The sequence below is a fragment of the Klebsiella sp. C349492 genome, assembly GCF_042055345.1.
GTDB lineage: Bacteria > Pseudomonadota > Gammaproteobacteria > Enterobacterales > Enterobacteriaceae > Klebsiella > Klebsiella scottii.
Genome location: NZ_JANQCE010000002.1, coordinates 1,031,092 through 1,042,695, shown reverse-complemented (window position 1 = coordinate 1,042,695; position 11,604 = coordinate 1,031,092). Strand labels below are relative to the sequence as shown.

14 protein-coding genes are annotated in these 11,604 nt (G+C 59.6%); 7 read left to right on the top strand and 7 right to left on the bottom strand.

Annotation, left to right across the window (positions count from 1 at the left end; all coding sequences use genetic code 11):
* The first annotated feature begins 6 nt into the window (after positions 1-6).
* From NWP14_RS12590 to rutG, 3 genes are read left to right on the top strand one after another with little or no spacing between them, the layout of a single operon-like run.
* Positions 7-597, top strand: a complete 591-nt coding sequence (locus NWP14_RS12590) for a malonic semialdehyde reductase (protein ID WP_095096225.1) — start codon at positions 7-9, stop codon at positions 595-597.
* A 9-nt stretch (positions 598-606) separates the two neighbouring features.
* The gene (gene rutF / locus NWP14_RS12585) at positions 607-1,101 is read left to right on the top strand and encodes an NADH-dependent FMN reductase RutF (RefSeq protein WP_346431738.1); all 495 of its coding nucleotides are present in this window, start codon (positions 607-609) and stop codon (positions 1,099-1,101) included.
* A gap of 21 nt (positions 1,102-1,122) precedes the next feature.
* Complete coding sequence (gene rutG, locus NWP14_RS12580; RefSeq protein ID WP_346431739.1) at positions 1,123-2,442, top strand: pyrimidine utilization transport protein G; 1,320 nt, start codon at positions 1,123-1,125, stop codon at positions 2,440-2,442.
* Positions 2,443-2,477: 35 nt separating this feature from the next.
* Here rutG and NWP14_RS12575 read toward each other — a convergent pair whose 3' ends face one another.
* Together NWP14_RS12575 and NWP14_RS12570 are read right to left on the bottom strand one after the other, a co-directional pair.
* Positions 2,478-3,419, bottom strand: a complete 942-nt coding sequence (locus tag NWP14_RS12575) for a DMT family transporter (protein WP_095096216.1) — start codon at positions 3,417-3,419, stop codon at positions 2,478-2,480.
* Positions 3,420-3,590: 171 nt separating this feature from the next.
* Positions 3,591-3,764: a general stress protein gene (locus NWP14_RS12570; protein ID WP_041144912.1), complete on the bottom strand. Its 174-nt coding sequence runs from the start codon at positions 3,762-3,764 to the stop codon at positions 3,591-3,593.
* A gap of 382 nt (positions 3,765-4,146) precedes the next feature.
* Between NWP14_RS12570 and wrbA the strand changes: the two genes are divergently transcribed.
* Both wrbA and NWP14_RS12560 read left to right on the top strand, forming a co-directional pair.
* Positions 4,147-4,743, top strand: coding sequence for an NAD(P)H:quinone oxidoreductase (wrbA, locus tag NWP14_RS12565; protein ID WP_045854788.1), 597 nt, complete (start codon positions 4,147-4,149; stop codon positions 4,741-4,743).
* 20 nt (positions 4,744-4,763) lie between these two features.
* Positions 4,764-4,991, top strand: coding sequence for a YccJ family protein (locus NWP14_RS12560; RefSeq protein WP_095096210.1), 228 nt, complete (start codon positions 4,764-4,766; stop codon positions 4,989-4,991).
* A gap of 48 nt (positions 4,992-5,039) precedes the next feature.
* Here the strand turns inward: NWP14_RS12560 and agp are convergent, their stop codons facing one another.
* A complete protein-coding gene (gene agp / locus NWP14_RS12555; protein WP_095096207.1) occupies positions 5,040-6,287 on the bottom strand; it encodes a bifunctional glucose-1-phosphatase/inositol phosphatase in 1,248 nt (415 codons plus the stop codon).
* Between the two features lie 99 nt (positions 6,288-6,386).
* A complete protein-coding gene (locus NWP14_RS12550; protein WP_095096204.1) occupies positions 6,387-6,746 on the bottom strand; it encodes a helix-turn-helix domain-containing protein in 360 nt (119 codons plus the stop codon).
* A 101-nt stretch (positions 6,747-6,847) separates the two neighbouring features.
* On the opposite strand from NWP14_RS12550, the gene NWP14_RS12545 reads away from it, so the two are divergent.
* Complete coding sequence (locus NWP14_RS12545; protein WP_095096201.1) at positions 6,848-7,597, top strand: SDR family oxidoreductase; 750 nt, start codon at positions 6,848-6,850, stop codon at positions 7,595-7,597.
* Positions 7,598-7,618: 21 nt separating this feature from the next.
* Here NWP14_RS12545 and NWP14_RS12540 read toward each other — a convergent pair whose 3' ends face one another.
* Positions 7,619-7,843 carry a hypothetical protein gene (locus NWP14_RS12540; RefSeq protein WP_095096198.1) on the bottom strand — a complete coding sequence of 75 codons (225 nt, stop codon included), beginning with the start codon at positions 7,841-7,843 and terminating at the stop codon, positions 7,619-7,621.
* A gap of 227 nt (positions 7,844-8,070) precedes the next feature.
* Between NWP14_RS12540 and NWP14_RS12535 the strand changes: the two genes are divergently transcribed.
* Positions 8,071-8,193 carry a small membrane protein gene (locus tag NWP14_RS12535; RefSeq protein WP_095096195.1) on the top strand — a complete coding sequence of 41 codons (123 nt, stop codon included), beginning with the start codon at positions 8,071-8,073 and terminating at the stop codon, positions 8,191-8,193.
* A gap of 86 nt (positions 8,194-8,279) precedes the next feature.
* Here NWP14_RS12535 and NWP14_RS12530 read toward each other — a convergent pair whose 3' ends face one another.
* Both NWP14_RS12530 and NWP14_RS12525 read right to left on the bottom strand, forming a co-directional pair.
* The gene (locus NWP14_RS12530) at positions 8,280-9,671 is read right to left on the bottom strand and encodes an APC family permease (RefSeq protein WP_095096192.1); all 1,392 of its coding nucleotides are present in this window, start codon (positions 9,669-9,671) and stop codon (positions 8,280-8,282) included.
* Positions 9,672-10,025: 354 nt separating this feature from the next.
* On the bottom strand, positions 10,026-11,444 hold the full coding sequence (locus NWP14_RS12525) for a glutamine synthetase family protein (RefSeq protein ID WP_095096187.1): 1,419 nt from the start codon (positions 11,442-11,444) through the stop codon (positions 10,026-10,028).
* Between the last annotated feature and the right edge of the window lie 160 nt (positions 11,445-11,604).

The window sequence follows — 11,604 nt, the reverse complement described above, 5'->3', positions numbered from 1 at the left end:
GAGTTTATGAGTGAGAGTATTAGCCAAAGCGCGTGCGAAACGCTGTTCAGCCACGCCAGGACCCACAGCGGCTGGCTGGATAAGCCGGTAGCCGACAGCCTGCTGGAGGAAATTTACGCGCTGATGAAAATGGGCCCGACCTCGGCCAACTGCTCTCCGGCGCGGATCGTTTTTGTCCGCACCCCGGAGGGCAAAGAGAAGCTGCGCCCGACGCTCTCCAGCGGCAACGTGGAAAAAACCCTCCGCGCGCCGGTCACCGCCATCGTGGCGTGGGACAGCGCCTTTTACGATCGCCTGCCGGAGCTGTTTCCCCACGGCGACGCCCGCAGCTGGTTTACCTCCAGCCCCCAGCTCGCCGAGGAGACCGCGTTCCGCAACAGCTCGCTGCAGGCGGCCTATCTGATTTTCGCCTGCCGCGCGCTCGGTCTGGATACCGGGCCGATGTCGGGATTCGATCGGGAAAAGGTCGACGCGGCCTTCTTTGCCGACAGCGGCTGGAAAAGCAACCTGTTGATTAACATCGGCTATGGCGATGAAACAAAGCTCTACGATCGCCTGCCGCGCCTCTCCTTTGACGATGCCTGCCGGCTGGCATAAGGAGCCTCCATGCCTATAGCGGATAAACAAAGCTTTCGCGACGCCATGGCCCAGGTCGGCGCCGCGGTGAACATTATTACCACCGACGGCCCGGCGGGCCGGGCCGGATTTACCGCCAGCGCGGTGTGCAGCGTGACCGACGAGCCGCCGACGCTGCTGGTTTGCCTGAACCGCTCCGCCTCGGTATGGCCGACCTTTAGCCAGCATCAAACGCTGTGCGTCAACACGCTGGCGGCGGGACAGGAGCCGTTGTCCAATCTGTTTGGCGGTAAAACGCCGATGGCGGAGCGCTTCGCCGCCGCCGAATGGCAGCCCGGCGTCACCGGCTGCCCGCGCCTGAACGATGCCCTGGCGAGCTTCGACTGCCGCATCAGCCAGGTCGTCAGCGTCGGCAGCCACGACATTCTGTTCTGCGAGGTCGCCGCCATCGTTAAGCATCCGCAGCCGCGCGGGCTGATGTGGTTCGACCGCGGCTATCACACGCTTATGCGCCCAGCCTGTTAACCTTGAACCCGGGATATCATCATGGCACTTTTCGATTTTCCTCGCTGGCAGTTGACCTCGCCCTCCGCCGCTTCCGGCGTGGTGGCCCCCGATGAACGCCTCTCCGTCGGGCAAACCGTGGTCATGGGCGTGCAGCACGCGGTCGCGATGTTCGGCGCCACCGTGCTGATGCCGATACTGATGGGGCTCGACCCCAACCTGTCGATCCTGATGTCCGGCATTGGCACCCTGCTGTTCTTTCTGGTGACCGGCGGCCGGGTGCCGAGCTATCTGGGCTCCAGCGCGGCCTTTGTCGGGGTGGTCATCGCCGTCACCGGCTTTAACGGCCAGGGGCTGAACCCGCATCTGGACGTCGCCCTCGGCGGGATTATCGTCTGCGGCCTGCTCTATACCCTGATTGGCCTGGTGGTGATGAAAGCCGGCACCCGCTGGATTGAACGCCTGATGCCGCCGGTGGTCACCGGCGCGGTGGTGATGGCGATTGGCCTGAACCTCGCGCCGATTGCGGTGCGCAGCGTTTCAGCGACGCCGTTTGACGGCTGGATGGCGGTGCTGACCGTGCTGTGCATCGGCCTCGTGGCGGTCTTCACCAGCGGAATGCTCCAGCGGCTGCTGATCCTCGTCGGCCTGATTGTGGCCTGCGTGCTCTACGCGCTGCTGGCAAACGGCCTCGGGCTGGGCAAGCCGCTCGATCTTTCTCTGCTGGAACAGGCCGCGTGGTTTGGTCTCCCCCACTTCACCTCCCCGACCTTTAACGGTCAGGCGATGATGCTGATTGCGCCCGTGGCGGTGATTCTGGTCGCTGAGAACCTCGGCCATCTGAAGGCCGTAGCCGGAATGACCGGGCGCAATATGGACCCCTATATGGGCCGGGCGTTCGTCGGCGACGGGTTGGCGACGATGCTTTCCGGCGCCGTCGGCGGAAGCGGCGTGACCACCTATGCGGAGAATATCGGGGTGATGGCGGTAACCAAAGTCTACTCGACGCTGGTGTTCGTTGCCGCCGCGCTGATTGCCGTCCTGCTCGGGTTTTCGCCCAAGTTTGGCGCGCTGATCCACACCATTCCCGGGCCGGTCATCGGCGGGGCCTCGATTGTGGTATTTGGTTTGATTGCGGTGGCCGGGGCGCGGATCTGGGTGCAGAACCGCGTCGATCTGAGCCAGAACGGGAACCTGATTATGGTGGCGGTGACGCTGGTGCTCGGCGCCGGTGATTTTGCCCTCTCGCTGGGCGGCTTCACCCTGGGGGGGATCGGCACCGCGACCTTTGGCGCCATTCTCCTGCACGCTCTGCTTAGCCGCCGCGCGCGGGTAGCGGAAGAGCCTAACGCCACGGTGTAGACCGGGCTTTCCCGGTCGCGCCATGCCGACCGGAACTACGGGTCCGGACGCTCCGCCAGCTCGGACAGCGCCTTGACCTCTGCCGGGGCCTCCTGTACATCGGAGGCCCTTTTTCGCTTCAGCTTCAGCTCGCTCACCAGAACGCCGGCCAGAATAAAGGCGCAGCCTACCAGCGCCAGCAGCGGCAAGCGCTCGCCGGCAATGCGGCCAAAAATGCCCGCCCACACCGGCTCGCCGGTATAAATAAGCGTCGCTCTGGTCGGCGACACGCTGCGCTGCGCCCAGTTCATGGTGACCTGAATAATGGCGCTGAAAATACCCAACCCCAGCGCGACGCCCAGCAGCCCCGGCGACATCGGGGGAATCGCTTCCCCTGCCGGCACCATCGCCGCAAAAGCCACCAGCGACGCGGTTGCCAGCTGCACCACCGTCACCCGCCGGACGTCCACCTTCCCGGCCCAGGCGCTGATTAAGATAATCTCCGCGGCGATCGCCAGCGCGCTGGCGAGGGTGATCGCTTCGCCGACGCCAAGCGCCAGCAGATTATTTTCCGGCCCGGCCAGCAGGATCAGGCCCGTAAATGCCAGCACCACGCCCAGGCAGGACATCACTCCCGGCATTTTCCCGAGGCACAGCCACTGCAGCAGCGGCACCAGCGGAACGTACATGGCGGTAATAAATGCCGACTTGCTGCTGGAGATCGACTGCAGGCCCCAGGTTTGCAGGCTGTACCCCAGCGCAATGGATACGCCGATCGCCACGCCGGCCTTCAGCTCAAGCCACGTCAGCCCGCGCAGGACGCGAAGCGATAGCAGGGCAACCGCCAGCGCCGCGGTCGCAAAACGAACGCCGACAAAAAAGAACGGCCCGCTGAGCGTCACGGCATACTGCACGGCAAGGAAGGTACCGCCCCAGAACATGGTGATCACGATGAGGATCGCTTCCTGGGGTTTAATGGAGAATTTGAACGAAGACATAGCGCGGCCGGTAACGATAGATAGCCAGCTAGTGTGCAATTAGCCGGCCGCGAGCGCAACCGTTGGCGATAAAAAAACCGCCGGCAGCTGCCGGCGGCGAGGGCGATGCGGAGGGTACCGGGGAGATTAACCCCGCATCATAAACGGTCGACAAACATCATCCGCGATGAATCAGCTATGACGATTGCCGTGACTATTTTTGCCCCCTTTTTTGCCCGCATCAGAGGCGCGCTGGGGATCGTTTTTAAAGTTCCCCCCGCTGTGCTGACCACCTTTACGACCTGCTTCTGATGCTCTTTCACGATCCTCGGCGAAGTTGCCGGAACCGCCACGATGGTTTGCCATTACTGACCTCCACTTGGTTAGACATCATACTGCATTACGCGCGATACGCAGCCGCAGCGTCTGCGGCCTATGGCATCACCATTATCGTATCGCGTGCCTTTAAGCGTAGCGAACGAAACTCATTCATCTCGTAAATAGTAACATCCTGCAACAGCTTTCGACTTTGCAGACATATTCCCGCCCCTGCCGTGCGCTAAGCCTCTCTTAAGGCAGACGAAAACAGCGCAGCGGAAAATGTATCTTTTTGCGACAAAAGCAATCTTTGCAATTTTGTTATAAATCAAATAAATGATTGTTAGATTTGCACTCTCCGCCAGACGCCTTATCTTTAAAGATAGCCAGTCGTTTGGCTGGCCTATAACGCAACCGAGGAGTGATGCAAATGGCTAAAATTCTGGTGCTTTATTATTCAATGTATGGACACATCGAAACCATGGCTCATGCCGTCGCCGAAGGGGCGAACAGAGTAGACGGCGTGGAAGTGGTGGTGAAGCGCGTGCCGGAAACTATGCATGCTGAGGCATTCGCCAAAGCAGGCGGGAAAACGCAAAATGCGCCCGTCGCCACGCCGCAGGAGCTGGCAGAGTATGACGCTATCATCTTTGGTACCCCGACCCGTTTCGGCAACATGTCCGGACAGATGCGCACCTTCCTCGATCAGACGGGCGGCCTGTGGGCATCCGGCGCGCTGTACGGCAAGCTGGCCAGCGTATTCAGCTCTACCGGCACCGGCGGTGGACAGGAGCAGACCATTACCTCGACCTGGACCACCCTCGCCCATCACGGGATGGTGATCGTGCCGATTGGCTACGGCGCTCAGGAATTATTTGATGTCTCGGTGGTTCGCGGCGGTACGCCGTATGGCGCAACCACCATCGCCGGCGGCGACGGTTCTCGCCAGCCGAGCGAGGAAGAGCTGGCGATCGCCCGCTACCAGGGCGAACATGTCGCCGGCCTGGCGGTTAAATTACAGGGTTAACCCTCAGCAGGAGGATCTGCATGCCAACTCAAGAAGCAAAAGCTCACCACGTCGGTGAGTGGGCAAGTTTACGCAATACCTCGGTGGAGATCGCCGAAGCGATTTTCGAACTGGCTAAATACGATGAAAAGTTAGCGGAAAAAATCTGGGAAGAAGGCAGTGATGAAGTGCTGCCGCTGGCCTTTGCGAAAACGGATAAAGATTCGCTGTTCTGGGGCGAGCAAACCATCGAGCGTAAAAACGTGTAACCACGATGCGGCAGAATAAAAAAACCCGGATTGCTCCGGGTTTTTTGTTTATTTTGCGGCCTGGTTCATCACCGTTTTAAAGGTCTCCATCGGGCAGAAGCCGTTGGCGTCCACCGGACATCCGCTCAGCGCCAGGGTCACCCGCTGCGGCGGCGACTGCAGCGTCAGCGCGTCGGCATTACGCAGTTGTGCGGTGCTTTGATAGACGTACTCGATCTTCATCAGCTCGCGGTTGCCGCCGCTATCATGCCAGCGCTGGAAGACAATTTTCCCGCCAATCGGCGTGCGCTCGTGCTGATCGTGCAGCTGATAAGGTTTAAAATCCAGCGCCGTCAGCAGCGAGGCGATATTGGAATCATGTCCCACCAGCAGCGTCACTTTCGCCGCCTGCGTCGCATCGCCCACCAGCGCCTTGTCGATATACTTCACCAGCGGCTTAGCGACGTTGCGCGCCACTTCCGTTGAGGTAAACAGGCTATCCTGATAGCCGTTTTTCAGCTTCGACAGCACCTGCCACTGCTTATCGGTTTTGATTTCACCCCACGCCACCTGGTCCTGCGGGAAGCCTTCGTAATACTGCAGGGTGAACGCATCCACCAACGAGTTACCGACCTTCAGCGGCCCGGAAACGCCCGGCTCCTGCTGATATTTGGCGCTGAAGGTGTCTTTTCCGTCGCTCAGCGAGCACTGCTGCTTCTCTTTACAGGAAGGCGAATTGCGATAGTCGGTCATCTCTTCAAGCAGCTTGTAGCTGTCGGTGAGCTGCATTTTTTGCCGCTCTTTTTCCATTGCCTGCACCGCTTTCTCGCCAAACGCCGCGGAGTCATCGGTGATAACCGGGTTAAAGGTCGGGTCCATAGTGCCCATTTGCGGCTGGTGATGGACGGTTACGCCGCAGCCGGGAAAGGCGCCGGTAATAAAGAACTGGGCGGTCGCGACGGTGCGCTGCAGGCTGTTGGCATAGGCGTACACCGCGTTGTCCGGCGGACACTCGCCGCTGGTCACCAGCCCCTGCTGCGCCAGCCACTCCCGCATATAGTGCCCCATATAGACTTCCAGCACCCCGCCCTTGGTGGTCAGTTGCCCGCCCGGGACGTCCCACTCCGGCCATGATTTCGGCGTTGACTGTTCCAGCACGCTGCCGTTATTCGCCAGCGGCGCGCGCAGGTTGTGGCGGCTCATGATCAGCACCTGCTGGAGCTGGTAGCCCTGCGGGGCCGCCTGTTCCTGTGCCTGGACGCCCGCGGATAACAAAACGCCAGCGGCAATCGCGCCGGCGAGTAGACTTTTTCTCATCCCTTAACCCTCAGTCAGTGATTAGCATCGCCCTGATTGTGACAAATTTATGACATTTTGCCAGATAACAGCGCGCAAACTGAGGCAGCGGGCATTCTTTTACCGCTTCAGCCGATGGCCGTTGTGGTTCATCCACTCCGCCAGCGGCTGCAGCGCCTCGCGCATCGATAGCCCGAGCTCGGTTATCTGATACTCAACCCGCGGCGGGATCTCCGGATAGACGCAGCGCGACACCAGCCCGCGCTGCTCAAACAGCCGCAGCTGGCGGGTCAGCTCTTTTTGCGTAATGGGGGCGATTGCGCGCAGCAGTTCGCCAAAGCGCACCGGAGTATTCAGCACGATCAGACGATAGAGCACGGGGATCGCCCATTTCCCGGCAATCAGATTAACGAAGCTGGTCATCGGGCAAACCGGTGGTACAAAATTATTTTCCGCAGCCTGCGCCGCTGTTTTCGCCATAGCACACCACTCCCCTCGTTAGTACCCAATTGGTACCTGGTACCTTTTGGATACTAATGCTTTTATAGTGGGATTTCCAGTGAGCGATTGGGAGCACAACGATGGGACGTTTAGCAGGAAAATTGACCTTAATTACCGGTGGAACCAGCGGCATCGGCCTTGCTACGGCGCAGGAATTTATCGCCGAGGGCGCGCAGGTTGCGGTAACCGGCCGCAGCCCTGAGGCGCTTCAACAGGCGCAGGAACTATTGGGGGATCGAGGATGGGCTATCGCCGCCGATGCGGGCGATGCCGCAGACCAGCGTCGGCTCGCGCACGTTCTTGCCAGCCGCTGGCCGCGCCTTGATGCGGTATTCATCAACGCCGGCGACGTCACCCACGCGAATATTGGCGACTGGAGTGAAGAGAGCTGGGATCGGTTGATGAATACCAATCTCAAAGGGCCGTTCTTTTTACTTCAGGCCCTGCTGCCGCTGCTGGCGAACCCCTCTTCGGTGATTCTCTGCGGCTCGGTGAGCGCCCATATCGGCCTGCCGACCAGCAGCGCCTATGCCGCCAGCAAAGCCGGGTTGCTGTCGCTGGCCCGCACCCTGTCGGCGGAGCTGCTGCCGCGCGGCGTTCGCGTTAACGGCCTGAGCCCGGGCCCGGTGCGCACGCCGGCGCTAGATAAGCTCGGCCTCAGCGCGCAGGCGCTGAGCGCCCTGCAGGAGGAGATCAAAAACCTGGTCCCGCTCGGGCGAATGGGCACGCCGCAGGAGCTGGCGAAAGCCGCGCTGTACCTCGCCTCGGACGAGTCCAGCTACGTCGTGGGAACCGAGCTGCTGGTGGATGGCGGCACGGGAAATCTCTAATCTCCCCGGCGGCGGTAGACGTTACTCCGGCAGCGGTACCGCCGCCAGCGTGCAGATAGCCTCATGCTCTCCGCCGCGACGATCGACCATCACCACTTTGTCTCCGGCCTTCTTTCCTTCGCAGGGTTTGAGTACCTGATCGACGATCCGCTCCCGGGTTTGCTGACGTTCGGACTCCGCCTGTGAAGCAAACGAGACCAGGATAAGTGCCAGCCCTGGCAGGCTGACGACATGTTTATTACGCATTCAATATTCTCAGACAATTCGAACTCGCGTGCAGAGTAACAGCCTGAAGGCCGCGCGTCTGTAAAATCACTTAACGGAGTGTTACCCCGCCCGACAAAACAACAGGTTTTCCTGCCGCGTTTGTTAGGTTTTACCGATGAAAGAGTCATATTTCAGACATATCCCGATGCTATCTTAGCCGCGTATTTATAGAGTGCATCGTTTTCAACCAGGACCCAGGATTGTGTATGTCCGGTATTATTCTCCTTCTCGCTGCGGTCATTTTGCTGGGGGTTGCGCTTTACAGTTTGGTGTCATACGTCAAGGAGCGTCGCGCCAGCCAGCTGCCTTTTCACAAGAAGAAAAAATAACCCCCGGTCTGCTATAGAGACGCTATAGCGACAAAAGAAAAGCAGGCATGTTGCCTGCTTTTCTTTATTCAGTTCCCACCTGCGCGCTACGACTCCCAGGCCTGCTCCGCCCTGGCGCCGTCAAACTGCGGCGGCGGCTTACGAAAGCGCCGGGTCAGCCAGGTCAGATAGAGCAGACCGACCGCGGCCCACACCAGGCCCAGCGTCAGGGATGTCGCCTCCAGATTCACCCACAGCACGCCGACCGTCACGGCGCCAATCAGCGGCAGCAGCAGATAGTGGAAACGATCCTTCCAGGTTTTGTTGTAGCCCTTGCGCCGCCAGAAGTGGTTGAACACCGACAGGTTGACAAAGGTAAAGGCCACCAGCGCGCCGAAGTTGATCAGCGCCGTGGCGGTGACCAGGTCGAAGAACAGCGCCGACAGGGCGACAATTCCCACCATAATCACGTTCAGCGCCGGCGTCCGCCATTTCGGGTGGATATAGCCGAAAACGCGCTCCGGGAAGACGTTGTCGCGCCCCATCACGTACAGCAGACGCGAGACGCTGGCGTGCGAAGCCAGCCCCGACGCCAGGGTATTGACGAAGGTGGTGCAGAGGAAAATCGACTGGAACAGCTTGCCGCCGACGTAGAGCGCGATCTCCGGCAGCGCCGCGTCGGGGTCCTTAAAGCGGCTGATATCGGGGAAAAAGAGCTGCATAAAGAACGAGGCGGCGATAAAGATAATGCCGCCGTACATGGCGGTGAGGAAAATCGCCTTCGGGATCACCCGCGCGGCGTCCGGGGTCTCCTCCGACAGCGTGGTCACCGCGTCAAAGCCGAGGAACGAGAAGCAGACGATAGTCGCCCCGGTGATGATCGGGATGAGATGAGCGTTTTGGCTGATAAACGGCTGCAGCGACCAGACGGTCCCCACCCCTTCACCTTTATGCAGCCCCTGCACCACCAGCACGATAAAGACCACCATGATCGAAATCTGCACCAGCACAAACAGGGTGTTGAAGTTGGCGACCAGGCTCACGCTCTTCAGGTTCGCGGCGGTGAGGATCGCCACAAACGACACCACCCACACCCACGGCGGGACTTCAGGGAACAGGGCGGAAAGATAAATCTTAGCCAGCAGGACGTTGATCATCGGCAAGAACAGGTAGTCCAGCAGCGACGACCAGCCAACCATAAAGCCGACGTGCGGGCTGATTGATTTCTGAGCGTAGGTATACGCCGACCCCGCTTCCGGGAACTGACGAACCAGCTTACCGTAGCTGATGGCGGTAAACAGCACCCCCGCCAGCGCCAGTAAATAGGAGGCGGGCACGTGGCCGTTGCTGATGCCGGAGACAATGCCGAAGGTATCAAACACCGTCATCGGCGTCAGATAGGCGAGGCCCATCATCACCACCTGCCAGAGCTTGAGCGACTTGCGCAGCCGAGGCTTTCCCGCCTCGGATGAGATGTTAAGAGAAGTATTAGCAGCCATGACCGTTTCCCCCCATGCACGCGTAGGTTTGTGGGTACACTGACCGGGTTACAAACCTGCTTAGCAAGGGGGTTAAGCGTAAACAACAGGGTAAAACGTACCGGCGAACGGCGGCGGGTTCACATTCATAGCGGCCCTCATGGCCCCCTTCTCCCTGCGGATATTTGAACATCTGCATCATCTCCTACCTCGTCACACACTGTGTCGTTAACTGAAGCCCCGTTGTCGCCTGCGCTCCTTAACGCGACATCCGGGAAGCGGCTGGATCCCCAGCAAAAATATTCGGCCAGGCTCCGCTCAGGCCGTATGATGCTACCGATGGTTCTCACCCGTTGCCCCCTTACGGGGCGGCGATCAGGCGTTTTTCAACATCCACTCAATCTCTGTTTCGGTGATCAGGCGCTCAAACTGCAGCAGCTCATCATGCTTGCAGGCATGGTAAACGTGGCAGAAGCGCTCGCCGAGCAGCTCTCTCAGGGAGTCGTTTTGCATAAATTCCCATAGCGCATCGCTTTGGCGAATCGGGAACGGCAGCCCCTCCTGCTCGAGCCCGTTGCCCTCCACCTCTTCCTGAAGCGGCAGCGTATTGTCCAGCCCGTGTAAAATCCCGGCAAAGATTGCCGCCATCACCAGATACGGGTTGGCATCCGCCCCCGCGACCCGATACTCGACGCGGTGGTTATGGCGATCGCCGCAGGGAATGCGCAGCGCCACGGTGCGGTTGTTGTGTCCCCACGATGCCTGGGTCGGGACATACATTCCCGGCTGGAAGCGACGGTACGAGTTAACGTTCGGCGCCAGCAGCGCCATCGACGCCGGCATCAGGTCAATCATCCCGGCCAGCGCGCGCTTGAGCAGCGCGGAATCTTCGCCCTGCGCGTCCGCCAGCACGTTTTCACCCTTATTGTTCTGCATGCTGATATGGATATGCATCCCGCTACCGGCGTGCTCTTCATAAGGCTTGGCCATAAAAGTGGCGTGCATCTTATGCTTCTCCGCCATTAAACGCACGAGGCGTTTTAACGCCAGCGCATCATCGCAGGCATCGAGCACGTTATCGGTATGGTAAAGGTTGATTTCAAACTGTCCGGGCGAGGCTTCCGCTACCGCGCCATCGGCGGGGATCAGCTGCAGCTGGGCCAGCTCGTCGATATCATTCAGCACGTCGGCGAAGTGGTTGAGGTTATCAACGGAGTAAACCTGGCTTTGGGTGTTGCGCACGTCGGTGCCCGGCGCGCAGGGCGGCTGGAGATAGCCTTCGGCATCACGCTTGCGATCGAGTAAATAGAACTCCAGCTCTACCGCTACCACGGGGAACAGCCCGCGCTGGCGCAGCTGCTGCCAGAGACGGTTAAGTACGTTCCGCGGCTCAACGTCAAAGGGAGCGCCATCTTCATCAACCATAGTCAGCAGCACCTGGCCGATGTATTGCGGATCGGCGGCGGAAGGCGTTAAGGTGCCCGGCACCGGCACGCAGGTGCAGTCCGGCTCGCCCATGTCCTGGCCGAGACCCGCCTCTTCAACCACGTTACCCAGAATGTCCATCGCAAAAACCGAAGCCGGGAAGTAGCAGCCTTTCTCCAGTTTACTCAGGCTGGAAACCGGGATGCGCTTGCCGCGGAAGCAGCCGTTAAGGTCGGTTAACAGCACATCGACGTACTGGGTATCAGGGTAACGTTCAAGGTAGCGCTTTACTTCAGAAGCAAATGCGCTGCCCCGTCTCTCTTCTGACTGCTGAACAAAATTCTCAACTTCTACGATATTGGTTTCCATCATTCACCGCCGTTGTGTTGGTTTCGGACTTCGGCCTGCTGCCGTTAAATATAATGTCCACCATTCGAATGTGTATGCAAACAAAATGTTTGTCAAATGTTAAATTAAGTTTGCAAACGGCTATTCTCGCTGCTAGATTGAGAAAATATTGAACGATATG